This is a genomic window from Pedobacter petrophilus (assembly GCF_009674725.1).
GTDB classification, from domain to species: domain Bacteria; phylum Bacteroidota; class Bacteroidia; order Sphingobacteriales; family Sphingobacteriaceae; genus Pedobacter; species Pedobacter petrophilus.
Window position 1 is genome coordinate 90,746 of record NZ_WKKH01000015.1, and the last position, 25,167, is coordinate 115,912.

The 25,167-nt window shown below is 38.4% G+C and carries 26 protein-coding genes; 16 read left to right on the forward strand and 10 right to left on the reverse strand.

The window, feature by feature from the left end:
* Positions 1 to 66: 66 nt before the first annotated feature.
* Together GJU39_RS11755 and GJU39_RS11760 are read left to right on the forward strand one after the other, a co-directional pair.
* Positions 67 to 1,203, forward strand: coding sequence for a hypothetical protein (locus GJU39_RS11755; protein ID WP_154280993.1), 1,137 nt, complete (start codon positions 67 to 69; stop codon positions 1,201 to 1,203).
* Between the two features lie 286 nt (positions 1,204 to 1,489).
* Positions 1,490 to 2,473 carry a hypothetical protein gene (locus GJU39_RS11760; RefSeq protein ID WP_154280994.1) on the forward strand — a complete coding sequence of 328 codons (984 nt, stop codon included), beginning with the start codon at positions 1,490 to 1,492 and terminating at the stop codon, positions 2,471 to 2,473.
* On the opposite strand, the gene GJU39_RS11765 is transcribed toward GJU39_RS11760, so the two are convergent.
* The 3 genes from GJU39_RS11765 to GJU39_RS11775 are packed head-to-tail and all read right to left on the reverse strand — an operon-like array spanning position 2,456 to position 5,566.
* Positions 2,456 to 3,070 carry a rhomboid family intramembrane serine protease gene (locus GJU39_RS11765; RefSeq protein WP_154280995.1) on the reverse strand — a complete coding sequence of 205 codons (615 nt, stop codon included), beginning with the start codon at positions 3,068 to 3,070 and terminating at the stop codon, positions 2,456 to 2,458. The two genes, GJU39_RS11760 and GJU39_RS11765, sit on opposite strands and share 18 nt — an antisense overlap.
* Before the next feature lie 5 nt (positions 3,071 to 3,075).
* Positions 3,076 to 4,815, reverse strand: a complete 1,740-nt coding sequence (locus tag GJU39_RS11770; protein ID WP_167515679.1) for a M14 family metallopeptidase — start codon at positions 4,813 to 4,815, stop codon at positions 3,076 to 3,078.
* Positions 4,816 to 4,837: 22 nt separating this feature from the next.
* The gene (locus tag GJU39_RS11775; protein ID WP_154280996.1) at positions 4,838 to 5,566 is read right to left on the reverse strand and encodes a hypothetical protein; all 729 of its coding nucleotides are present in this window, start codon (positions 5,564 to 5,566) and stop codon (positions 4,838 to 4,840) included.
* A 62-nt stretch (positions 5,567 to 5,628) separates the two neighbouring features.
* Here GJU39_RS11775 and pepT point away from each other — a divergent pair, with 62 nt between their 5' ends.
* On the forward strand, positions 5,629 to 6,882 hold the full coding sequence (gene pepT, locus GJU39_RS11780; RefSeq protein ID WP_154280997.1) for a peptidase T: 1,254 nt from the start codon (positions 5,629 to 5,631) through the stop codon (positions 6,880 to 6,882).
* A gap of 104 nt (positions 6,883 to 6,986) precedes the next feature.
* Here the strand turns inward: pepT and GJU39_RS11785 are convergent, their stop codons facing one another.
* Complete coding sequence (locus tag GJU39_RS11785; protein ID WP_154280998.1) at positions 6,987 to 7,313, reverse strand: hypothetical protein; 327 nt, start codon at positions 7,311 to 7,313, stop codon at positions 6,987 to 6,989.
* Positions 7,314 to 7,496: 183 nt separating this feature from the next.
* On the opposite strand from GJU39_RS11785, the gene GJU39_RS11790 reads away from it, so the two are divergent.
* From GJU39_RS11790 to GJU39_RS11800, 3 genes are all read left to right on the forward strand, one after another.
* Positions 7,497 to 8,363, forward strand: coding sequence for an aldose 1-epimerase family protein (locus tag GJU39_RS11790; protein WP_154280999.1), 867 nt, complete (start codon positions 7,497 to 7,499; stop codon positions 8,361 to 8,363).
* 374 nt (positions 8,364 to 8,737) lie between these two features.
* A complete protein-coding gene (locus GJU39_RS11795; protein ID WP_154281000.1) occupies positions 8,738 to 9,190 on the forward strand; it encodes an ester cyclase in 453 nt (150 codons plus the stop codon).
* A gap of 227 nt (positions 9,191 to 9,417) precedes the next feature.
* Entirely contained in the window at positions 9,418 to 10,497 is a 1,080-nt protein-coding gene (locus GJU39_RS11800; RefSeq protein WP_154281001.1) for an acyltransferase family protein, read from the forward strand.
* Between the two features lie 35 nt (positions 10,498 to 10,532).
* On the opposite strand, the gene cysM is transcribed toward GJU39_RS11800, so the two are convergent.
* Both cysM and epsC read right to left on the reverse strand, forming a co-directional pair.
* Positions 10,533 to 11,405: a cysteine synthase CysM gene (gene cysM, locus GJU39_RS11805; protein WP_154281002.1), complete on the reverse strand. Its 873-nt coding sequence runs from the start codon at positions 11,403 to 11,405 to the stop codon at positions 10,533 to 10,535.
* A 4-nt stretch (positions 11,406 to 11,409) separates the two neighbouring features.
* Positions 11,410 to 12,222, reverse strand: a complete 813-nt coding sequence (gene epsC / locus GJU39_RS11810) for a serine O-acetyltransferase EpsC (protein WP_154281003.1) — start codon at positions 12,220 to 12,222, stop codon at positions 11,410 to 11,412.
* 486 nt (positions 12,223 to 12,708) lie between these two features.
* Here epsC and GJU39_RS11815 point away from each other — a divergent pair, with 486 nt between their 5' ends.
* Positions 12,709 to 13,335 carry a hypothetical protein gene (locus tag GJU39_RS11815; RefSeq protein ID WP_154281004.1) on the forward strand — a complete coding sequence of 209 codons (627 nt, stop codon included), beginning with the start codon at positions 12,709 to 12,711 and terminating at the stop codon, positions 13,333 to 13,335.
* Positions 13,336 to 13,351: 16 nt separating this feature from the next.
* Here the strand turns inward: GJU39_RS11815 and GJU39_RS11820 are convergent, their stop codons facing one another.
* Positions 13,352 to 14,326 carry a hypothetical protein gene (locus tag GJU39_RS11820; RefSeq protein WP_154281005.1) on the reverse strand — a complete coding sequence of 325 codons (975 nt, stop codon included), beginning with the start codon at positions 14,324 to 14,326 and terminating at the stop codon, positions 13,352 to 13,354.
* 367 nt (positions 14,327 to 14,693) lie between these two features.
* On the opposite strand from GJU39_RS11820, the gene GJU39_RS11825 reads away from it, so the two are divergent.
* From GJU39_RS11825 to GJU39_RS11860, 8 genes are all read left to right on the forward strand, one after another.
* The gene (locus GJU39_RS11825) at positions 14,694 to 14,879 is read left to right on the forward strand and encodes a hypothetical protein (protein WP_154281006.1); all 186 of its coding nucleotides are present in this window, start codon (positions 14,694 to 14,696) and stop codon (positions 14,877 to 14,879) included.
* A 150-nt stretch (positions 14,880 to 15,029) separates the two neighbouring features.
* Entirely contained in the window at positions 15,030 to 16,694 is a 1,665-nt protein-coding gene (locus GJU39_RS11830) for an ATP-binding protein (protein ID WP_342448205.1), read from the forward strand.
* 6 nt (positions 16,695 to 16,700) lie between these two features.
* Complete coding sequence (locus tag GJU39_RS11835; protein WP_245227827.1) at positions 16,701 to 17,372, forward strand: response regulator; 672 nt, start codon at positions 16,701 to 16,703, stop codon at positions 17,370 to 17,372.
* A gap of 447 nt (positions 17,373 to 17,819) precedes the next feature.
* The gene (locus GJU39_RS11840; protein ID WP_154281007.1) at positions 17,820 to 18,029 is read left to right on the forward strand and encodes a hypothetical protein; all 210 of its coding nucleotides are present in this window, start codon (positions 17,820 to 17,822) and stop codon (positions 18,027 to 18,029) included.
* Complete coding sequence (locus GJU39_RS11845) at positions 18,017 to 18,532, forward strand: thermonuclease family protein (RefSeq protein ID WP_245227828.1); 516 nt, start codon at positions 18,017 to 18,019, stop codon at positions 18,530 to 18,532. The genes GJU39_RS11840 and GJU39_RS11845 overlap by 13 nt, the downstream gene beginning before the upstream one ends.
* Before the next feature lie 1,182 nt (positions 18,533 to 19,714).
* Positions 19,715 to 20,275 (forward strand): RNA polymerase sigma factor, encoded by a 561-nt coding sequence (locus tag GJU39_RS11850; protein WP_154281009.1) that lies wholly within the window; start codon positions 19,715 to 19,717, stop codon positions 20,273 to 20,275.
* Complete coding sequence (locus tag GJU39_RS11855; RefSeq protein ID WP_154281010.1) at positions 20,268 to 21,065, forward strand: HEAT repeat domain-containing protein; 798 nt, start codon at positions 20,268 to 20,270, stop codon at positions 21,063 to 21,065. Before GJU39_RS11850 ends, GJU39_RS11855 begins: the two co-directional genes overlap by 8 nt.
* 20 nt (positions 21,066 to 21,085) lie before the next feature.
* Positions 21,086 to 21,991, forward strand: coding sequence for a DUF4097 family beta strand repeat-containing protein (locus GJU39_RS11860; RefSeq protein WP_154281011.1), 906 nt, complete (start codon positions 21,086 to 21,088; stop codon positions 21,989 to 21,991).
* Between the two features lie 85 nt (positions 21,992 to 22,076).
* Here the strand turns inward: GJU39_RS11860 and GJU39_RS11865 are convergent, their stop codons facing one another.
* The 3 genes from GJU39_RS11865 to GJU39_RS11875 form a co-directional block, all read right to left on the reverse strand.
* A complete protein-coding gene (locus GJU39_RS11865; protein WP_154281012.1) occupies positions 22,077 to 22,466 on the reverse strand; it encodes a RidA family protein in 390 nt (129 codons plus the stop codon).
* A gap of 104 nt (positions 22,467 to 22,570) precedes the next feature.
* Positions 22,571 to 23,134 (reverse strand): Crp/Fnr family transcriptional regulator, encoded by a 564-nt coding sequence (locus tag GJU39_RS11870; protein ID WP_154281013.1) that lies wholly within the window; start codon positions 23,132 to 23,134, stop codon positions 22,571 to 22,573.
* A 173-nt stretch (positions 23,135 to 23,307) separates the two neighbouring features.
* Positions 23,308 to 24,411 (reverse strand): SGNH/GDSL hydrolase family protein, encoded by a 1,104-nt coding sequence (locus GJU39_RS11875; RefSeq protein WP_154281014.1) that lies wholly within the window; start codon positions 24,409 to 24,411, stop codon positions 23,308 to 23,310.
* 182 nt (positions 24,412 to 24,593) lie between these two features.
* Between GJU39_RS11875 and GJU39_RS11880 the strand changes: the two genes are divergently transcribed.
* The gene (locus GJU39_RS11880) at positions 24,594 to 25,127 is read left to right on the forward strand and encodes a DUF4968 domain-containing protein (RefSeq protein ID WP_154281015.1); all 534 of its coding nucleotides are present in this window, start codon (positions 24,594 to 24,596) and stop codon (positions 25,125 to 25,127) included.
* Positions 25,128 to 25,167: the final 40 nt, after the last annotated feature.

Here is a 25,167-nt window from a genome sequence, read left to right on the forward strand (position 1 = left end):
ATCTCGTTGCCGGATGAATAAAAACATTTGGCTATATTGATCCGATTACTACTAAATGCGCTGGTTATGAAAAACATTTCAAGATTACGGTATTTTATTTATTTATCCTTAATAATTTTAGGAGGATGTACCACTGGAAAGAATGCCTTGCAGAAAGGTGATTATGATACTTCAGTTGCCAAAGCGGTTGGCAGATTGCAAAATTCACCGAAAAACAGCGAAGCCAGGCAAGTGCTAAATACGGCTTACCAACTCGCCTTGCAAGATCATTTGCGGAAAATTGATGAAGCGAAATTATCCAATGATTTATTTAGATGGGAATCGGTTATGTATGATTATCAAAAAATAAATCAATTGGCTGATGATATTAATACCTGCCCTGCTTGCCTGGTTGTTGTTCCTTCGCCGGTAAAATATATTAAAGAATTAGCTGATAGCCGATACAATGCAGCAGTAGCGAGGTACAACTCCGGCATTGCCTACCTTGGTGAGCGAAACCGCCAGTCTGCTAAAAAAGCCTACTATGAATTTGAGAAGGTACAGAATTTGCAACCCAATTATAAAGATGTAAAAACGAAAATGGATGATGCCTTTTGGGCTGCCGTTACCCGTGTGGTGGTTCAACCAATTGTGCTTAACAGAGGACCATATAAATTAAGTGGCGACTATTTCCAGCAACAAATTGATGAGTTTATCAGCAATTATTCGAGAAACAAGTTTGTTATTTTTTATCCTGAAGATCAGGCTACGAATGAAAAAATTATTCCTGATCAGGTATTAAGCTTAAACTTTGATGATTTTGTGGTTGGCCAGACGTATGTGAAAGAGCGGGTAGAAAAACTTAAGCGCGATAGCATCATAATAGGCGAAACCCGGGATAAGAAAGCTGTATATGGTACAGTAAAAGCTACCTTAAGCATTTTTGAAAAAAATATTTCGTCTTCCGGATTATTGGATATGACGATTACCGATTGGCAGAGCCGGAAGATAATCAATCAGCAGAAATTTCCAGGCACCTACGTTTGGAGAGATAGCTGGGCCAGTTACCAGGGAGACGATCGGGCATTAAATAAAAACCAACTGGCCATGACGAGGAGAAAAGAAATCATGCCACCGCCGCCAGATGCTTTATTCCTGGAGTTTACTAAACCCATTTATAGCCAGTTGGTTGATCACATTAGTTCTTTTTATAATAGTTACTAAGGTGTTTACCCTCCTGATAAGTAAGATTATTGCAGCGTGAAAGTTAATTTAACCACAGATAAACAGGATGAACACAGATAATCCGGATGTAACCACCCCGCCCTTCGGGCACCCCGCCTAAAAAAAGGAGGGGAGTTGGAATCGTGAGTACTAATGCAGATAAAAAAGGTGAACAAAGATGTCTGAGCTTATTGATCTGCGTTTAGCTATGTTCATGTGTGGTAAATTATCAATTTCGTAATTACAACGTTAAAATAAATCATCGTTAACAGGCCGTAAAAATATAATGGCTAATATTGCAGCGATGAATACTGGCTTATACAATCCCTTCCAAAATTTCGATTTTCTATATAAAAAATGCTTTTTAAGTGGCAACACTTTTAACTCGCCGGTTATTCAGGTGCCGCTGATACCAAAATGGTTATTGAAGCAGGCTGCCTTAACCGGCGAAGAACAGATTCAGTTTCTAGATGAAAGTATCCGTTCTTATAATACGCTGGTTATTCCGGTAAACAGCGAGGTGAATGAGCAGTTTCTAAATCCGCTTGAAAACAAAATAGAAAGCGCTTTTGGAGCTGGATATGCTGGTATTTCTACGCTAACGGAGTTGGAGATTTTTAACTGGATTGGTAAATTTCTATATGGTTTTGTATACATCGAAATGCATTCAGCTTTGAGAAAAGAAATGACTGCCGATGGCTTAAACATGTCTCAATCGCTAATGATGAAGTTTGCCAACCTGAATTTCATGTTGCAGAATTTATATACCAGCATCGAATTTGAAGAATTTTCACCATGGTCTATCACTATTGTGAAACTTGAAAATGAGGAAACACCATTTAGCTTCCGCGATGAAATCAATACCCTTACTTTTTCTTTAAAACTGAAAGATTTCGGTATTGTTGCCTGCCTGCAAGATAATGGCACCAATAAACGTTTTCATCAGGACATTATCAATGAAGTTAAAGACAAAGCACTAACTGCCGAACAATTTGAAGAACTAACTGCCCGTTTCTATTACTCAGCTTACCTTTTTAACCGCTTGCCCGAATATACATTCATGCCTGTAGAAGGCACCACTTATATAGAAGCCATGCCGCTCCGGGGAAACATGAGTAAACCGTTGTTTGATGTTTGGCAACATAAGGTTTATGCGCAGGTATTAGAAAATTTCTGGAAACCCTGGGGTTATGTGAAGTTCGAGATTATTAAAGACCCGAATAACCCGATGAGCTTCTTTGAAAACCCATGTTTACCCACCGCCGGTTAATGCAGCAATAAAATGCTGAAGAATACCAGGCACAAAAATAATGGTAAAGATTAAGCCTGTTAATGCACCAAAAAAGTGGGCATCGTGGTTAATATTATCTCTGGAGTTTTTTGAGGCATATACACAATAGATCAGGTATAAGCCACCAAATACTACTGCCGGAATCCCAATCGGGATAAACATGATGTAGATTTTAGAAAGCGGATTGTACAAAATGTAGCTAAAAAGCACGGCACTTATGGCTCCTGACGCACCCAGGCTATTGTAATGAAAATCATCTTTATGCTTAAATACAGTTGGTAAATCACTTAAAATCAGGGCCAGGAAATACATCAACCCAAACTGCCAGCTACCCATCATTTGCTCCAGTGTAAAAGCAAAAGCATAAAAGGTAAACATATTAAAAAACAGGTGCATCCAATCGGCGTGAATTAATCCGCTGGTAATTAGCGTAAACACCTTATTTCCCTTAGAAACACTGTATGGATGTAACATAAATTTGCCATACAGGCTTTGATCATAAAAAGCGTACAGACTGGTAACCAGCGTAAAGACAAAGATTATGGAGGCTACGGGAGCCATGTTTAAGTATTCCATTTGGGTTATTTTAAATCAAGTTTTGCAGAAACCATTAATCTGGCAACTGGATATCGATTGTGTGTTTTCTCGTAATAATCAGAATTTTTGTAGACAAAGTCAAGCTGAGCGGCTCCATTTTTAGCAAAATCAACATCTGATGACTTTTTGGCTTCCAGTTTTGACCTCAGACCGGGATTATTTTTTAACAACTCATTCGCCGTATCTTCAAAAATATAAGCTGAATAGTGTTCTTTCATATCCAGAATAGAATCGAAAAAGTTCCAGTTGAAGAACGAATCTGTGGCTTGGGGCTCCAATGTTTCTACCACATATCGGTTATCAGGCTGATTTACAAAGACGATAAAATCTCCGGTATAGTATTGAAGACTTTGCTTAACGGAATTAACCTTCACGGCCGAATGTAGATAGTGGCCTTCATAGGGTTTTGCCCCAGTTTTAAAATCTTCGATATAATAACTTTCCACTTCAATTTTAGTATCGCTTTTCAGCTCCTGCATTTTTACATGATTGAGTTTCAAAAGTGTTATTACTTTATCCCAGGCCTTAGGAATGATGTAGGCTATTGGTTTATGAACAGAAATTCCGGGCTCATACTTATTCCATTCCTGAATGGTTTTTGTGTAGGGTTTACTGCGATCATAAAACAAACGATCGAAGCCACTTACCCCACTGGTTTTTTTCCCTGCTTCAAAACCCTTAAAAGAAATTTCATTCACCTCATTTTTATTCAGCTGCCAGGTTAGTGGAAATTCATCCTGTTTAGCCACAAAAGCATCGGCCTTCTGTTTATTATCAAAAATAAGCTTTGCATCACGCTGAACAACATCAACATAACTTTGCAGCAACTTATAGGTGGCATCTACCCGCAAATCGAAAGATTTTAACATGTGCGTTTCCGGCATAAATCCAATAATATTATGCAAGGCAGCATATCCTGTTGAATAGCGTGGCGATTCGATAAATCCGGTAATTCCGCTTTCAGGCGTTTCGCCAATGGAGTTTACATAAGGAATCATCGGGTATCCCTGCTTCTCCATTTTGCTATACAGATCCGGCACTAAGGTATTGGTCAGGTACCCTGATAAGGTGGCGTTTAATTTATCTTTTTGGGTCGGAATCAGCGTCATTACGTACTGGTAATCGGCTCCGTTACTGGTATGCGTATCAACAAAAATCTGTGGTTGCCAGGTGTTGATAATGAGCTGCAAGGCGGCTGAGTTTTTAGAATCGGTTTTAATAAAATCACGGTTTAAATCCAGGTTTTTTCCATTGCCGCGAAAACCATAAGCCAATGGCCCGTTCTGGTTTGCCCTGGAAGTTGAAGACCTGTTGAAACTTCCGTCAATGTTATAAATCGGAATTACACAGATGATTACATCCTCAGGTAATTTATTGCCCGCCAACAAGTCTCTCGCTAACATCATCGAAGCATCTATTCCTTCCGGCTCTCCCGGATGAATGCCGTTGTTAATGAGCAGAACCGTTTTCTTTTTTCTTAGCACTTCTGCAGGATCGAAAACCTGATCTTTTGATAAAACCAATAAGTGTAGCGGTTGACCAAAATCTGTATTGCCGTAAGTAAGAAGTTTTGCCTGCGGATATTTTTTTACCAGACTCTTATAATAAGTAATGGCTTCAGTATAGGTAGCCGTTTCTGTTTTATTACGCTGCTCGTAAGGCGTTTTTTGAGAAAAACCAGCATATGGGAAAAACATCAGGCAAAACAACAAAACGTTTCTCATAGCAGACAATTATGGAACGAATTTACAAAGTTTTACGGTAAGCCTTAATATATCCAAAGAAGTATTTAACTCCGATGCTGTAAGTGTTGAAAGTATCGGGATCATAATTCTTGAAATTCCTTGAAGAATCATCATATCCATCCAAACCCTCGCCAAAGGTAAAATTACTTTGGGCATTGAGATTAATTACGTAACGTACATAACCATAACCATCATATAAGTAATAATTAAACCCCAAATTAATTGGAACCAAAAGATCTAAGGATTTATCCTTTCCGGGAAAAGGGCCAAAGCCCGGCTCGTATGCTGCCCAAGATGGCTTAAAACGCACAATATCTGTCATGCTATTATTAATTAGGCCTACACCTATTCCAGCATAAATTCCTTTAACATTATCCAGAAACGTGCTTCTTTCAAAATTGACGGCCTCGCCAAGCATGAATTTTAAGTTTGCAGTAACGCTTGAATATTTATTTACAAATTGCCTGTTATTGGGATCGTTGCGCACATCTCCACCTTGCACCATTCCGTACTGTGCTTCAACACCAGCAGTAACAAAAGGCGTAAAATGATAATTTAGCTCACCATAAGCCGTGTAGCCCCAGCTCCCTTTCACTACATCTGTTTTAGAATAATTTGGTCCACCACCTAATCCACAAGACCATTTAAAATAATTAGATTGCGCAAAACTGAAATGTACAAGCGTAGCAAATACAATAGTCAGTGGTGTAGACTTCAGGAGTTTAGGCATCAGTGGGGTTTTTTACAAAAATAATATGTTTATTGAATATTTATAACTTTTACCTTTGATTTATGAGCAAGTACATCAATTCACACCAGTCCTTATCGCAAAGATTTATCAGGTATGCGAAAATAGATACGCAATCAGATCCAAATTCTCCTACCTGTCCTTCTACCGCTAAACAAAAAGATTTAGGTTCATTATTATTAAAGGAGTTGCTGGAAATGGGTATTTCTGACGCAGAAATGGATGATAATGGCTATGTTTATGGCACGATTCCATCAAACACCGAAAAAAAATTACCTGTAATTTTCTTCTGCTCTCATATGGATACTTCGCCAGATTGCAGTGGCGCAGGCGTAAAACCGATTATACATGACAATTATCAAGGAGAAGATATCATCCTTCCGGATGACAATAGTATTGTGCTTAAATTATCTGAACATAAAGATCTTAAACAGCAAATTGGCAATGATATTATTACCGCGAGCGGCACTACTTTATTAGGAGCAGACAATAAAGCAGGCCTTGCAGAAATTATGGAGGCAGCGAACTTCCTCATAAAAAACCCTGATGTTAAACACGGAACAATTAAAATCCTCTTTACACCTGATGAGGAAATTGGTCGCGGGGTTGATCAGGTAGACCTGAAAAAGCTGGGTGCAGACTTTGGTTATACCATAGATGGAGAAACATTAGGATCTATCGAGGATGAAACCTTTTCTGCAGACGGTGCAGTTTTAACCATTCATGGCGTAAGTACACATCCAGGTTTTGCTAAAGGCAAAATGGAAAGTGCTATAAAAATTCTTGCAGATGTGATTGCCGCCTTGCCTAAAGACACTTTAACACCAGAGGCTACACATCAGAAAGAAGGGTTTATCCATCCGGTGAGTTTTTCTGGTCAGGTAGAACAAGCAGAAGCACATTTTATCATCAGAGATTTTACAGATGAAAAGCTGGCAGAACACGGACAGTTCCTGGAGAAAACGGTAACACAGGTGATGGCTCCATATCCGAACGCCACTTTCGATCTAAAAATTAAGGCACAGTACAGAAATATGAAGCAAATTTTGGATCAGCATCCTCAAATTGTTCAGTATGGAATTGAAGCCATTGAAAGGGCCGGCATTGTAGCTAAACCGCAAAGCATTCGCGGGGGAACCGATGGTTCGAGATTATCTTTTATGGGCCTGCCTTGTCCGAATATTTTTGCCGGCGAACATGCCTTCCACAGCAAGCAGGAATGGGTAAGTGTGCAGGATATGGAAAAGGCCGTACAAACCATTATTAATATTGCCTGTATCTGGGAAGAAAGATCATAATTCTTAGTCCATAGTCGTAAGTCATTAGTCTGGAGTCCTAAGTTCAGACTAATGACTTTGGACTCCAGACTCAGGACTTTGGACTCCAGACTAAAGACTCCCATCTAATAAGTCTGTCCAATATCCAGTCGGTTAATTTTCCCGCTTTTATCCATTTGAAATTTAAACGCTGTTTTAAAATCGCCCCATTGATCGGAATGAAAATCGCCATATACAGAAAGGCCGTTATCTTCTACTTTATCAATACTGATGAAACGTTCATGGCCAAAAGCTTTTTTAAAAAAGTTGGCAAATTGCATTTGATTGCCATCTTCAGAAAAGGCAACGCTATCGCTAAACAATGGAAACCAACTTTTTAAATCGCCGTTTTGTAAAGCTGTAATTGCTGCTTTCACTTTAGCATTTGATAATTTTGATAAGTCTACAGCCATAATGTAAGTGGTTTGATGTGCGGGGTTGCCTTCAGACTCCTTAACAATGTGTATTTTGATATAAGCTTAAATGTTAACATTATAAATCGAACAGCACTGTGTTATTAATTCTGTTAACTGGGCATTCAAATTTAGTAAAAAAGATATTTTTTAAAGCATCATATTTATTACTTTTAGCACATCATGATAACTCTTCAAAACGATTATATAGCAGTTAGCTTAGCCGCTAAGGGGGCAGAACTCCAGCGTTTATTCAGTAAAGAAACCAAACTGGAATACCTCTGGAATGGAGATGATCAGTATTGGGGAAAGCACAGTCCGGTTTTATTTCCGGTTGTAGGCGCTTTAAAAAACGATAGCTTTACGCATAAAGAGGAGACTTATCACTTACCACGCCATGGTTTTGCACGGGATCAGGTTTTCAAATCCGAAAAAATAAGTGATACCGAAGCCGTTTTTACGTTAAAGGAGACGGAAGAAAGCCTGAAAGTTTATCCCTTTCATTTTGAGCTTAAATTGAAATATCAGCTTAAAGACAGGAAGTTAATTCTCACGTATGAAGTTATCAATACCGGTGAAGAGGAATTACTGTTTTCGCTTGGCGCACATCCTGCATTTGCTGTTCCAAATACACCCAAAACAGATTATACCGATTATTACCTGGCATTTAATGCCGATGATGAATTAACGTATTGGAAACTGGAGAATGGTTTGATTGCAAAAGATACCGGAAACATAAAACTTAACGGACATAAGCTAAACCTGAAACATGATTTGTTTTACAATGATGCCCTGGTTTTCAAAACCATGCAAAGCAATTGTATCAGCTTATTGAACACAAAAAATGATTATGGTTTACATTTTCATTTTGATGATTTCCCGTTTTTTGGAATCTGGGCAGCCACTGATGCCCCGTTTGTTTGCCTTGAACCCTGGTGTGGCGTAGCTGATGATGTAGACCATAATCAGGAACTCGCACATAAAGAAGGTATTATTACCTTATCAGCTGGCAAAAACTGGGAACGTTTCTGGGAAGTGGAATGCTTTTAATTTTATTGTAAAAACTGTCGCCCACAAAAAAGCAGTCATCCTGAGCCTGTTGAGGAACTTTCAAACCATAATCGAAGCATTTCGACAAGCGTAATGTGATAATATGAAAATTGATTTCAAACAAATCAAAAAATGATGTCATCCTGAGCCTGTCGAAGGACTTTAAAAACATAATCGAAGCATTTAGACAAGCGTAATGTGATAAACTGCAAAACGTTTTAAAAAACGAATCAAAAAATGATGTCATCCTGAGCCTGTCGAAGGACTTTGAAAACATAATCGAAGCATTTAGACAAGCGTAATGTGATAAACTGCAAAACGTTTTAAAAAACGAATTAGCATTTCTGTAAACAAGATTAAATCTATCCTGTTGTATGATCAAAGTTTTAACAAAAAAAAATAATATGGATAACCAGGTAGAAAAAAATAAAGCCATATGCAAAGTGTTTTTTGATGAATTGTTTAATCAAAAAAACATCGATGCAATTGACAAATTTGTCGACAGCAGTGTAACCATTCAGAATCCATTTCCAGGGCAAAGATCAGGTGCTGACGGATATCGGGACATCAGTCAGATTTATAACCTTGCTTTCCCAGATTTGAAAATCAGCTTTAACAATATTATAGGCGATGGCGATAAAGTTACTTGCCATTTTACTTTAGAAGGTACGCACAAAGACGTTTTTATGAATGTGCCAGCCACCGGGATAAAGGTTAAATATGACCTGGTATACATCTTAAAATTTAGCAACGAAAAAATTACCGGCCATTGGTCGCTGGAAGATTCACTTAGTGTGTTGCAACAAATAGGTGCTGTTTCCATTTAAGTGAAATTAGAAAACCTCATCTAAACCCTTCTGGTTGAAGATATTTAGATATGAAGATCAGCGTAATCACCATTAAGTAGGTTTTCGTCAATCCATAAAATAAGGCTTTAGTATAATATCGAAGCCTTATTTTTGTTTATGCCATTTTAGTTTCAGTTTGAAAACCCTTGCTAAATCGTTATTCTTGTTAGGGGAGTCGATAAAATTAGTTAGCTGTAGAACGAATCATGAACACCGTAAACCAGGAAATTCTTAAAACAAAACAACATTTTACTGTTCTGGATGGTTTGAGGGGAATAGCCGCATTAGGCGTGGTTACCTATCATTTCATGGAAATGGTGCATACCGATTTTACCAAAAACATTATTGGCCATGGTTTTCTGGCTGTCGATTTCTTTTTCTGTCTTTCGGGGTTTGTTATTGGATATGCTTACGATGACCGGATGAAAAAAATGGGCACCATCGAATTTTTCAAATCAAGAATAATCAGGCTTCATCCCCTGGTATTGCTCGGATCGATACTCGGCCTGCTTGCCTTTTTATTTGATCCCTTTGGCGGACATCCGGCTATTTTCAGCTTAGGTAAAATAATTTTACTCTTTCTCAGTTCAGCTTTTTTGATTCCTTTCCCAATTATTGAAGAGCGGGCCTTTAATTTATTTGGACTAAATGCACCATCCTGGTCGTTATTCTGGGAATATGTGGCCAATATATTTTACGCTTTTATACTTTTCAGATTAGGCAAGAAGTACCTGATTGTGCTGGCTGTAGTGGCTGGTTTTATCCTGCCAATGGTAGCCTATAACAGCGGATCGCTTATGGGTGGCTGGGCAGGCGCTAACTTTTGGGATGGGGGCGCAAGAATTTTTTACTCCTTTTTAGCCGGCCTCTTAATCTTTCGTTACAAACTTATAATCAAAAACAACTTAGGATTTATCGGTCTTTCAGTGTTACTGAGTCTAACATTCCTGATGCCGTTTTTTAAATATAACTGGCTGGCAGAATTCCTGGTGGTGTTACTTTATTTCCCGTTATTAATCGCTTTGGGTGCTGGCACAAATATCAGCGAAAGCTTCAGAAAGCCCTGTGTGTTTCTTGGAAACCTTTCCTACCCTTTGTACATGACGCATTATGCTGCAATTTGGATGTTCAGCAATTATTATAATACGCATCAGCCACAGGGCGGTGAATTGGCCGCAATCATCATTGCCGGAATGGTTTTACTGGTGTTATTGGCTTATCTCACAATGATCTTCTACGATATCCCGGTAAGGAAATATTTAAGCAGAAAAAGAATGGAAAGATAGGATCTCAAGGTGAGTTAAACCGGGCAATTGCTCAATTAGCCAAACAAATCGCTGCTCAGGTAACGGTCGCCACGATCGCAGGTGATGAAAACCAATAAGCCAGAATCCAGTTCTTTCGCCAGGCGAATAGCAGCAGCACAGGCACCTCCGGAACTCATTCCTGCAAAAATCCCTTCTTCTTTGGCCAATCTTCTAGACATTTCCACGGCTTCTTCCTGGCTGATATCCATTACCCTGTCTACCCTTTCCGGTTCGAAAATCTTTGGCAAATATTCTTTTGGCCAACGGCGAATTCCGGGGATTGAAGAGCCTTCTGTAGGTTGACAACCTACAATTTGAATAGCCGGGTTTTGTTCTTTAAGATATCTAGAAGAGCCCATTATTGTACCGGTTGTGCCCATCGAACTTATAAAATGGGTAATCTTTCCGTTCGTATCTCTCCACATTTCTGGCGCAGTAGTTTTGTAATGTGCCAGGTAATTATCTGGGTTTGCAAATTGATTGAGGAGAAAATAACCATCAGAAACACCTTTCTCTTCCGCATAATCTCTACAAGCTTCAATGCTTTCGAGCAGGGTTACCTTAGCGCCAAACGCTTCCATCGTCACTTTACGCTCGCGGGTAGAATTTTCCGGCATCACCAATTCGATATCCAAATCATAAAGCTTGGCAATCATGGCCAGTGCAATTCCGGTATTTCCGCTGGTTGCTTCCACCAATCGTGTTCCTTTTTTAATTTCGCCACGTTCAATCGCACTGCGAATCATATTCAAAGAAGCCCTGTCTTTTACACTGCCACCGGGATTATTTCCTTCTAGTTTGGCAAAAATTTTTACGTTTGGATTCGGACTAAGTTTACCTAGCTGCACCATCGGCGTATTTCCAATTAAATCTACAATTCCCGCCATAAGCTTAATTTTTCTCTTTTATATTTCTAATGGTAATGGTTGGTGAGTGGTAAACCAACGAATATGGATCTACACTTTCGGTTAGCCAAACATTGCCACCTATCACACTATCATGGCCAATGGTTGTATCGCCACCTAAAATGGTTGCGCCAGAATAGATGACCACGCGATCTTCTACTGTTGGATGTCTTCTGCTACCCGCTAATTCTTTTTTTACACTCATAGCCCCTAAAGTTACCCCCTGATATAACTTTACATGCTCCCCAATAACAGACGTTTCGCCAATAACAATGCCAGTGCCGTGATCTATATAGAAGTATTTTCCAATTTCTGCTGCCGGATGGATATCTATTCCTGTTCTCGAGTGGGCGTGTTCCGTAAGAATGCGAGGGATCAGCCGAAGTCCAAGCCTATTTAAAGCATGTGCAATTCGGTAAAAACAAATGGCGTAGAAACCCGGATAAGTTCGGATGACCTCAAACTCGCTCACCGCTGCCGGATCACCTTTGTAAATAGCAGAAATATCAGTGGTCAGAATTTCATAAAGGGATGGCAACTGTTCAAAAAAATGATGAGTCAATTCCTGATAATCTTTTGCCTTTCCGTCTCCGCTTGCTGATGCAATCATCAGGAGTTCCGTTTTTAAGCGAGCGGTATAAGAAATTAAGTCTTCTTTATTTTCGAACTGCGTAACGCTATGTTCAGGATATAACAGATCGACGATTTTAGCTGCCCAGTGTGCGATCACTTCGTTCGATGGCATTTGGCTGGTTCTATCTCGTTTTTCGAACAGATAACCCAAAAAATCGTCACTCATAAAAATAACAGTTAAATCCTATCCGGCACAAATGCCTTTGTTTTGTAGCGTAAATATATCCATAACCACTTATTTATACGTCATTTGCCCATCAAAATCTTCAGGTGTTTCTTTATAAAAAACATTCATTGGGATAATCCTGACTTTCATAGTTATTTATACCCCGAAAATCTGGATTATTCCGGTCTGAAAACATTAATATGGCCTTAAAGATGCCACTTTCTTCGAATTCACCTATCCATCTATAGATATTTACATTCTTATTCTATATAGCTATCAAACAAACACAATAATAAATACCTCATTATCAAACGAATAATGTCAAGAAAAAACCACTACTCTGGCTGGATATGGTGAGAAAAAAACTAATAAAAATTGACTTTTATCAAAACATATTTTAATAAAAGGCCATAAATATGTAATACTACACCTACAATAAACATATTTTCCTGAATGGTTTATATATTTTTGCGTGAAATAATAAACATGAAACGACTTTTCCGCCTCTCTATCTTCGCCGCTATCTTAACTTCCAATGCTTTCGCACAACAAAATGAACCAAATTATACAGCATCTTCCCTATCCGAAGTATATGAAAGCATCGACGGTAATAAGCTGATTAAAAAAATGATTTCAGCGAAGCATGAATTTAACAAGAAACACGGTTCAAAACCGGTTTCATTGTCAGACCTTCCCGTACCTCAACATATCTTCAATAGAAATAAACTAACCCTCATAACTTTTGATGGGCTTGATTATTTAATTCAAAATAACCGTGTATTGGCAATCAAAGGATTAAATCTTCCAGATGATGCCTTAATCCTAATCACAGAGAAACTAACATTTCTGGATCAGGTTCAGTTCGATTATAATCAAAAAATTAACCTGGTTTATACAAATGGAGAAAGCAAAGTTCAAAATATCAGAAACCTGGATAAATGGTATTTACTGACACTAAGAATTCTGTCCTCCACCGTAAATGATATTGCAGCATTAATTAAAAGGCACGATACTTCTTCTTTAACCGCAAACCTGATTAAAATGCCAATTCCAAATATCGATGTCATTAATATACCAGGATCGACTAAACCTATAATTAAGTTAGTAAACTAAGATCGGGATTTGTACTTTATGGCTTTTTAGCTATCTTTTTCTGAATCACATATTTATTCAAAATATATTCTGTCATTGGCATTAATCTTTTTCTGGTATCTGTTGGAACACTCCCAGAATCTGTATAAAAATCTAAACTATCCGCCCACACTTTATTGTACCAAACCTTTCTTACCGAATTTATGGTAAGGGTATCTGGTCTAAGTATTCTTTTTAATTTTTCTTCCTTAGCCTCATCCAGAGCAATAACTGAAAAATTGCCAGGGTTTTCATTACAGGCAACTGCTTCATATTGATTACCATCCCAGTACATACATTGTTTATTCCGTTTAAAAAAGATATATGCTGAGGCCAGCACAATGGCCGCAGCAGTAAAAGCATAGATAGTTCTATTAAACTTTTTAGGGATATGCCACCATCCTGTACTGGCAGCTGTTTTTGTTTTTGTAATTAATGTGGCTATAGTACGTGCTGCGGTGGGGTTTATTTCAGGCTCAAGATCTTCTTCTTTCGCGGGGTCTTCAGTTCCTTGCGCTGCATCTTCATTCGAACCAATTTTGACCTCAGCTGGTGAAAGTTCCGCCGTAGTTAGTGGATTACCTTCTACATCTGTTTTGTCTATTGGTGTTGATATATCATAAGCATCTCTTCGTTGATAGGGGCGACCTTCAAAATCAATTAACCAAGCTAAAAGTTCTAAATTTTTTTGATCTGGTTTAGTAATACCACCTTGAAAAAAAATAGACAAGGCTCTAAATTTATTTCTCGGATGTTCATCAATTACTCTCAGGTATCCCCTGTTTCTTTCATCCGGGCCAAAAAATGTCCTTAATGCTACGTCATCTTTTTCAGGATTATACCGCACTTTAAAAGTATTTATGCACTCCTGCCTTAATAATGCCGGACTAATGGCATTTAAGTGTGGTAATTGGTTATTAGCAAGTTTGTATTTATAAGCTAATAATACCTGATTCTGATAGTGTTCAAACATGCTAGAGACGATAATTAGCACAAAGTAATCGGAATTTCCGGAATTGCAAAACGGAATACCGGAATTCAATCGGAATGATCAGAATTACCGGAATCGCCTGCATATCTGCCCTTTAAACCACCCTACATTTGTTCCAGACAATCAGCGCAAGTGTTGTGCAAAAAGAAAAACAACGCCGTGCAGATTTCTAAATAAAGACAAAGATGCGGAAGTAAATAGCCGGTTTGGGAAGCAGTTATAAGCTTCCGCATTTGAGTCTCCTACTTCCCAAAAATTTTCAGAAGGCCTTCTGATTTACAACCGTAGCAACCCCCTCGCATGGTGCGGGGGGAACTACACAGTATTTCATTTCTAAAATTTTTGAATCATGTTTTTACCTTATATTATTGCTCTTTTCTTAGGATTTGTAAATCCTTCAACTACGCCATGTGCTGGCGGCACCACTACTACTGTAAATACAACTAACAGTGAAGAAGGAGATCCGGGCGATCAGCCTCCAGGTGACGATACTGGTGGGGAGGGAGGGCAAATTCCACCTCCTAAAAGACAGTAATATTAAAAGGTGGCTTATAGCCACCTTTTTTGTTTTTATTTCAATTTACACATGATGTATTTAGGTTAGGCTTAGATTAGTAAACGGAAACATATATTTTATCTAGCACTGATTAGTTTAAATTCTTAATTTAGAATAAAATCTAGAAAAGTGAAACGCCCTATCATAATACTATCGTCTATTATATTCTTATTCTCATGTCTGGATAGGAACCATAAAGTTAAAACTCAAAAAGAACAAACAAACCCTTTTTACGACAGAGCATTTGAATATTTAAAAAAGGATAAAAGTAAAGAAGCTTTTTCCCAATTTGATAAAGCAAAAGATCTTTTTCTACTGCAGAGAGATAGTTTAGGTGTTGGAAAATGCCTTTTAAATATGGCAATTATATCAACTAATAACGGAGATTTTTTCGGCGGTCAAGAAATATCTCTTAACGCATCTTCATATTTTGACAAAAAAATAAAAGAGCATGACATATATAATAAATCAAACCTAAATAATCTTGGCTTTGCCACAGAAAATTTAAAAGACTACAGTCAAGCTATTGTATTTTATACTGAAGCTTTAGATTATATTTCTGGTAAAATTCCAGAGACCATTCTTAAAAATAACATTGCAAATGTTTATAGGAAAAGAGGAGCCTATCAAAAAGCAATAGAGATTTATCAAAATCTTCTAAAGCAACAAACTAACAAAAATATATCTGCAAAGATATTATCAAATCTTGCTTTAACGAAGTGGCTACAAAACTCGAATTATCAAGCTGCACCGCAATTATTAAAGGCACTAGAGATGCGCAAAGAAGATAATGATTTATTAGGTCTAAATGCTAGCTATGCACATCTTGCTGATTATTATACGATAAAGATGCCTGATTCTGCTTTATTTTATGCTATCATGAGGTATCAAAATTCTAAAGTAATAAACAGTGTTGATGACCGTTTAGAAGCTTTACAAAAACTTATCAAACTGAGTCCTCCTGAAGAAACAAAGCACTATTTTCAAACCTATCAAGCTCTTGATGATAGCATAAGGACAGTACGTGTAGCCGCTAAAAACCAATTTGCAGTAATTCGTTACCAAACGGAAAAACAGAAGGCAGATAACATAACCCTACAAAAAGAGAACGGTGATAAGAAATACCAAATCATTATCATCTCTTCAGTAGCATTATTCATCTTAGTAAGTGGCATTTTCTGGTATCGGAAACGTAAACGGGATATTGAAACACAGAGCCAAAAAGCCATTACTGAAAGTAAATTAAAGACTTCAAAAAAAGTTCATGATGTGGTAGCCAACGGGTTATACCGGGTAATGACAGAGATTGAAAATCAGCACGATCTGGATCGAAATCATGTACTGGATAAGATTGAGGATCTTTATGAGAAATCGCGGGATATCTCTTATGAAAAACCAATGGAAGTGAATAAGCCTTTTCACGAAAGGCTTTCTGAATTGCTCACTTCATTTGCCACAGAAACCAGAAAAGTATTGATTGCCGGGAATGATGCCGAATTATGGCTGAAAGTAAGTGAGCAAACTAAATACGAAATCGAGCACATTATTCAGGAGCTAATGGTGAATATGAAAAAACATAGCCAGGCCAGCAATGTTGCCATGAGGTTTGAAAATAATGGTGAACAGATCAAAATTTATTATACCGATAACGGTGTAGGAATGCCGAAAGGCAAACAATTTAATAACGGCTTGCGGAATACGGGAAACCGTATAGAAGAAATTAACGGAGCAATTATCTTTGATACCGAAGTGGAGAAAGGACTTAAAATCCAGATCTTATTTCCTATTTCCTAAATATTAATGATGATGTTTAAAAGCGTATTAATTGCAGAAGACCAAGAAATGACCAGCATTTCTGTGCGTAAAACTTTAGAAGACCTGAATATTACAAGAGCCGAATACACCTATTATTGCGACGATGCATTAATGCATATTAGAAAAAACCTACAAGGCGAAGCTCCGTTTGATTTATTAATCACCGATCTTTCTTTCGAGGAAGACCACCGAAAACAAGAAATTGCCGGAGGCGTAGAACTTATTGATGCCGTGAGGAAAATAGCCCCCAATATTAAAGTGCTCGTATTCTCCGCTGAAAACAAACCTGCGCTTATTGACGACCTTTTTAAAAAGCATGGCATCAATGGTTTCGTACGTAAAGCACGTCATGATGCTAAAGACCTGAAGCTGGCAATTGATGCCTTAGCGAAAGGCAGAACTTATCTCTCACCAGATCTAAAACAGAGTGTAAAGCAAAAAAACACTTTTGAATTTACCAGTTACGACATCACCATTATCTCCTTGCTCTCTCAAGGTACACTTCAAAAAAACATTCCATCTTACTTGCAGGAAAACGACATTAAACCATCTGGACTGAGTAGTGTAGAGAAAAGGTTAAATATGATGAAAGAAGTTTTGGAATTTTCTAAAAATGAGCAATTGGTAGCTTACTGCAAAGATTTTGGGATTATCTAAACCACTTGCAGGGGTTCAAATATTTCAGATCGTTTAACCGCAAAAATTTCCGTGTACTGAAACGAGCCTGCATCATCATTATTAGTGATATCAAAATTTGTCATGTTGAGCTTGTCGAAATACTGGTAATTGTTTGGTTCTTTATTATCAAGAATAAAGAACGAGCCCTTCGGCGGCTAGCCGAGAAAAGCCAGCGCAGCGAAAAAACAGTCTCTTTCCGCCTAGCAGCCCCTATTGATGATCTTCTATCTTTTTTCAAATAATTATCGTTTTACGGTTTCCCGTATAAAAACCCATTCGCTCATCATTAATTTTGAGGCAAGAAAAATCACCCAAAAATATATCCCATTAACAATTAGCGCTCGGAAAATGTAGGGGTTGCCTTGAGGTTTGAAAAAGCCGGCAACCTCACATTTTAAATTTTTGTAAAAAATTTTCTAACATCCCATGAAAACTATTTTCTTATCTCTGTTCTTTCTGGCAATGGCCACTTGCAAAGAAACCACAACAGTTTACCTTTGCAACAGCGATGGCGGCAAAAAATATCACCTTCGCACCGATTGTCGTGGCTTGAGCAATTGCCATTACCAGCTGATATCAGTTACTTTAGAAGAAGCAAAAAAACAAGGCAAGACCTTATGCAAATGGGAAAAATAACGACACTTTTTTTACTTCTGTTGATTCAGCCTTTTTTACAAAAGACAGAATTGCAGGAGCTAAACCTTAAAAATCAAACTTTCAGCGCTAAAGTAGTCCGCATTATGGATGGTGACACCATGGAAGTTTTATACCAGAAAACACCAATCAAAATACGTTTGGCACATATTGATTGTCCGGAGAAACGCCGGTCTCAGCCTTTTGGCAACAACGCAAAGCAAGCATTATCCGATTTATGCTTCGGGCAATATGTAATCATATATAGGCAGAAATACGACCGGTATAGGCGGTTAATTGCGGTGGTCAAAAATCAAAAAAAACAAATCCTTAATCAGGAAATGATCAGGCAGGGAATGGCATGGCATTACAAAAAATATTCTACTGATGCTGGTTATGCACAGCTTGAAATTACTGCAAGGAAAAACAAAGCAGGTCTATGGCGTGATGCAAACCCAATTGCGCCCTGGGATTGGCGTAAGCCGAAACCAAAACTGCATGTTTAATTTCCGTCGAGATTAATCCCGCAAAAAAACAGAATAAAAGAAAACGGGAATCATCCTATGGACGACTCCCGTTTAATCTAAATTAACGCTCTCCATATAAAGACGAGAATTTAACCGCTTTATTGTATCAACCTGAAAATATTTCTAATATATTTCTCTCAGGCTTATTTAAGACTGATCTCGTGGCGGTTGCCAAGACAATTTAACCATGAATAAAAAGATTTAGAATTTTTGAAGCAGCCCCTGAAAGAGGGTATCGGCTTGCAGCTATTAAATTGGACTAAAAAGGAAAACGGGAATCATCCTTATGGACGACTCCCGTTTAATCTAAATTAACGCTCTCCATATAAAGACGGCAATTTTCAATCATTATTGTATCAACCTGAAAATATTTTTAAAATATTTCCCTCAGGCTGATTTAAGTTGCTCTCGCGGCGGTTGCGAAAGCAATTTGACCATAAATAAAAAGATTTAGAATTTTTGAAGCAGCCCCTGAAAGAGGGTATCGCTTGCAGAGATTAAATTGGACTAAAAAGGAAAACGGGAATCATCCTTATGGACGACTCCCGTTTAATCTAAATTAACGCTCTCCATATAAAGACGGCAATTTTCAATCATTATTGTATCGACCTGAAAATATTTTTAAAATATTTCTCTCCGGCTTATTTAAGACTGATCCCGTGGCGGTTGCGAAAGCAATTGATCACTAATAAAAAGATTTAGAATTTTTGAAGCAGTCTCTGATAGAGGGTATCAACTTGCAGCTATTAAATTGGACTAAAAAAGGAAAACGGGAATCATCCTTATGGACGACTCCCGTTTAATCTAAATTAACGCTCTCCATATAAAGACGGCAATTTTCGATCATTATTGTATCGACCTGAAAATATTTCTGTTTTTCTAAAACTTTAAGTCCTTTAAAACTGGAATTATCCATTACAATTGCCAAATTAATGTACAAAAGCAATGTAGAAAATGCTTTCCTCAATTAAACGCCATGCTTCTCATCCAACTGATCATGAGATATTTATCAATTTAAAATCAATTTTTTTAACAATCTTTAAGCAGATTGTCCGCTGCTTAGTAATTATTTCAAAAAAAACCGGTTTCCTGATGCAACATTATTAACCATCTTGCGACTACAAGATAGAAAACATTAGAACGACGATAACTAAACGCTACTTGCTTCAAAAAGACTACATATCTGATACGGAATTCATTTCAATGTGCCTGGAAGGTAAAGATTCTGGCTATACCGGATTGTACAACCGCTATGCTAAAGGAATTTTCAACTCGATTAGCCGGCTGATTTCGCATAGCGCTGAAGCCGAAGATATTTTGCAGGAAACTTTTTTTACGGCTTTTAGTGACCCGAAGCGATTGACCAACATTAATAGTTTTGAAGCATGGGTAAGAAGAATGGCGATTAACAAATCTATCTCTCATTTGCGGCGGAGAAAGCTGCTTTTTTCAGACCTGGGCGAGCAGGAGCTTAGGGCGGAAGCAGATTACGACCTCAGGGCTGACGAGATTTTTGAAAACAGAGTAGAAGATGTACGCCGTTGTATTAATGAACTTTCGGATGGTTACAAAACAATAATAAACCTGTATCTCTTCGAAAAAATGACTCAGGAAGAAATTGCAGTGCTACTGGAGATTGCACCAGCAACAGTGAGAACACAATACCACAGGGCAAAAAAGAAAATATTAGTATCACTAAAGGATAAAGCTTATTATGAATGATCCGATAAAAGATTTTGTGGACCAGCACCGGGAAGATTTTGATCATCTGGAGGCACCACTGTTTGACCTTGCCGGATTAAAGGCTAAACTGGCTCAAAATCCCACGCCTGAAAAGACCCGGGTTTTAAGTATAAAACCCGCACGTTGGGTAGCAGCCGCTGCTGTTTTACTGGTAATTGCTTCAGGATTTTGGTTCTTCAACAGAACAGAAGGGGCGAAAAAGCCTGAGCAGCATCTGGCAATAAACAAAGGCAAAAACGCAAAAAAAACAGATGCGAAGCCATTAGTAAAGGTAATTACCAATGAGAAAAAACAGGTTCAGTTTGCTACACAAAAAGCAGTTCCCCGGGTAAAAAAGTATAGCCTTAAAAACCAGCTTCCGCCCATAGCGCAACTCGATCCAATATTCAATAAACAATTGAACGACAGTACTTCATCAAGCACCCGGTTAGCTGCTGTTTTAGCCATCAAAAAGAGCGGCTTCATCAGTTATGATCTTCTTGACCGGCTGGCCAATACAATTCAAAATGATCGAAATAGTAATGTCCGTTTGGCGGCACTCAGTATTTTGGAAAAATATCAGCAAGATGCACATGTTTCCAACCTGTTGGTAAAGGCGCTTAATCATCAGGATGATCCAATGGTACAGCTATCGCTGGTTAACCTTTTGGGCAGAATGCAACACATTAAAATTGATGAACAACTTTATGCCTTAGTGAACGATCCATCAACAATGGAAGCCGTAAAAGATGAGGCTTATCAGATTCTACTTAAGGAAAATAAATTTTAATCACCGAAAAAAAATTAAATATGAAACCACAACTAGCCTTATTATTTGCGTTATTCGCCATCACCTTATCTGCATCGGCACAGAAAGAATATAAACTCGCTAAAAGCAGCGGCAAATTGAACCTCAACATTAGCGGCGCAACGGTAGAGGGTTACGATGGAAACGAAATCATATTTTCTCTTCCTGAAAATCAGGAGGATGAGGTTGATGAGCGTGCTAAAGGTTTGAAAGCATTTAACAGTTCGGGGTTTAAAGACAATAGCGGCCTTGGCTTTGATGTTACGGTGAAGGGAGACGATATTAATGTAAATCCGGTTAGCTTAGTTAACCAACCAAAACTGATCATCAAATTACCTCGAAATATCCGCGTTTCCTTTAGCAATAACAGCAATATTTACCAGGATACCGTAATCCTGAAAAATCTAAAAACGGAGATAGATGTATCCGTAACCGGTAATGATATTGTACTCATTAATAATGTGGGCCCGATGAATATCAAAACCTTACACGGCTCGGTTGATGCTTCCTTTCCCACCAACCTAACAGGCCCCATCTCTATTATTTCTGTGCATGGGCATGTTGATGTTGCCCTTCCTGTTTCAGCAAAAGCAAGTGTTGAAGCAATAAGTAATTATGGCAAAATCTATGCGGCTGATGATTTAAAAATTGCAATAAACCCGGTTGCTGAACAAAAAACAAACATAACAGGGTTAAACATAAACAAAGTGGTTGTAGTAAAAAGAGTTCAATCTTTAACTATCAAAAAGACGGAAACCACTGGTGAAAATGAAGATGGAAATACTTCGTCATTTGGCGATGACGTTGGAATTAATGCAGAATCACTTAATGGAAAAATAAATGGCGGAGGCATCGATCTCATTCTCAAATCTAATCACGGTAACATTTACATCAGGGAAAAAAAATAAAAATAGAATTTAGCTATAATACAAGGTTTGCCAACTAGCAAGCCTTGTATTTATAATCTCGCCGTTTAGGCATTTATCAAACCTGCTACTTAACCACAGTAGCTTCCAACTCTACTTTCAGGGTTTCAAAAAGGCTTTTTACTTCGATTACTGTTGTCGCCTGCCTGATCCCATGTTTAACCACCCAATCTTGCAGAATATGAAAACCATCAAAAAATGCATTGATATCGGTATGGTATACATTTAAACGTACAATGTTTTTGCAATCATAATCTGCCTCAGTAATTAAATGTTCCAGGTTTGCAATGGCCTGGGTAAGCTGCGTGGCCATATCAGCATCACTCGATTTTCCATCCGCATCAATAGCGGTTTGCCCTGAACAGTATAGCGTGCCGTTTACAGCCTTCACTTCTACCGCCTGTACATAATTTCTTTGATCCTGCCACTTCCATGGGTTTATTGCTCGTGTTTCCATTTCAAATTGTTTACTTATAGCAATGTTGCTATACCACAAAATTGAGGGAATGGGCGATAAAATCAGTTGCGGTACCTCACCATTTTTAAGTGAGGTTTATCACACTAACCGGCCAATCTGCTCAGCGTTTCTCTGGATACACCAAGATAGGCAGCCAGCAATGATTTCGGAACGCGCTGAAATAAAGACGGGTACTGTTTGAGCAATTGCCCATAACGCTCTTTTGCATTAGCGGTGAGCAATGATAAGATTCGCCTTTGTGCGGCGATGTTGCCAAAATGGGCCTTCTCCAGAAAAAATGATTCTACTTTTTGAAGTCCGGCGCACAGTTTTCTATAATCTGCCAGTAAAATGCACAGCACCACCGTATCTTCAATACACTCCAGCGATAGGGTTGCCGGCGTTTGAGTGAGGTAAGCATGGAAATCACTTTCCCACCAGTCTTCCATGGCAAAAGAAACAATATGCCCTTTACCACTTTCATCATGATGCACCAGCTTAGTTAACCCTGAAATTAAAAAGTAAGAATACCTGACCATTTCCCCTTCCTGAATAATGAACTGATGTTTTTTATATCGTTTAATTTCGAAATGGCGCTGCACAAAATCAAATTCCTCATCTGTTAAGGCGATTTGTTTTTCTATGTGTTTGCGTAAAATTTCGTACATGAATCACTGATTATTTTAACGAAGGTAAGCATTGCTTTCTTTTTCTAACATTAGCTCGACTTGAGGATGCTCCGATTAACACCTTGCAAACCCAGCCAGAAAGATTGCTTCAGCCAATATGGAATGGGCTTCGCAAGCACGACCAATCGAGAAGGATTTAATTGGCTTATTGGTTATCTCAACATGGCCTGATAAAAAGGATAAAGCTCATCCGCCAGGATCTGATGATCGGCCACGCTCGGATGGCTGGAACATCCATGTGGGTCCATCGGCTGAAAGAAAAATGTTTTTACTTCCTTGTCTTTCGGATACCGCGAGTCAACCTGGTTTTTAATGTCGGTCAGTAATTTCTCAAACACATCGCGTTGCGCTCCTTTTACCATCGGGCTACTTAACAGGGCAATCTGAGCCTTTGGATATTTAGATTTAATCAGTTTGATAAAGTCTACATAACGCTTTACAAATAACTCGTTATCGAAAGGTTTCCTAACCGATTTACCATCACCATTACTAAAATCATTGGTACCTAAAGCAATGCTTACAATCTTTGGACTATACGTTTTAAAATCCCACTTTTGCTTGCTCCCAAGATGAAAATCAAGGTTTTCATACACATCAGGCATTGCGGGGCCATCTGCATTCCAGACTCTGTAAATCCCGATACCGCTTACGCTGCTCATTAAATAGTTCGCTCCTAGTTTCCTTGCTACCCTTGGTCCATACGCCAGGTAAGCGTTGTGCTGATCATGGTAATCGCCCGTTCCGCATGGATATTCGCTATCATCAGCAGCAGCACCGCAAGTAATGCTGTTGCCAATAAATTCGATTAATGGCGCTTTTGCTACAGTAATTGCCCTAACTTTTTTCGCTACAATATTACCAATTAAAATAGCCCCTGTATGGGCTTCCGTTGCTTTGTAAATCCAAATGGTATGTTCACCCTTTCCTGTTGCTTTAATGGTTATCGGGTCTGGTTTCTTTCCCTCTATCCTAATCCGATTTTGGTAAACGCCATCCATTTCATATTGCAAATAGTTATGCGCCCGGGTATCCGGCACATCTGCAAAAATCACACAGCTATCTCCGCTAAACTTAAAACCAAAATGTGCTGCAGAGCTAATTAGTTCCAGTTTTTTCGCTGCATTGATGATCGTTCTGCCAAAAGGTTTAAGCGCCGGCGCATAAAGAGTATCTGTACCCTTGTTCAGGCTAATTGCTGAAGCAGAATGGAGGGAAAAAAATGATAAGACAAGCAGGGAAAAAATCTTAAGTTTCATTGGTTAGCAGGTTTCAATTCACAAGATATATAATTTAATAAGTTAAACTGCCCAACGATAAAAAACTATCAACTAATGCTGAAAAAGTATGAAATTATTCCCCCGGAGACCTTTACTTTAGTTTATTGAAAACCAAATGTTCTTGCTTACCACGCTACCGGTGGCCGGCTAAGTTAAAATCTATGAGAAAACACACCTCCCTGCTCACTACAATGGCGATTCTATTGTCATTCCCCATGTTCAGTTTTTCGCAGAACCTCCATTATCAAAAAACAAATCAGGGCATAATTGTTCGTCCGGAACTTAATTCGGCAAACGCCGGAAAACAGATCAGGATAGACGTCATTTCCGATCAGATTATCCATACAGTAATCTCGCCAACAGATCAGTTTTCAACCGAAGCCAGTTTAATGGTCATTCCGGTTAAAGCAAATTCTGATTGGACAGTGACCGAAAATGCAGACCAGATTCAACTCAAAACCAGGCTGCTCTTGGTTAAAGTAAATGCCAAAACAGGCCAGATTCAATATCAACACCTGGATGGTCAAAATATTCTCGAAGAAAAAGCACAAACGTCAAGGTCTTTTAGTGCCGTTTCAAACGATGGCGAAGCCGGTTATCAGCTTACACAGGCCTTTTATTCTCCGGCAGATGAAGCGCTTTATGGTTTAGGTCAGCATCAGGATGAACTGTGTTTAAATCCAAATAATAATTAAAATTTTTCCAAATAATATTTTGTTTTAGGAAGGTTGTAAC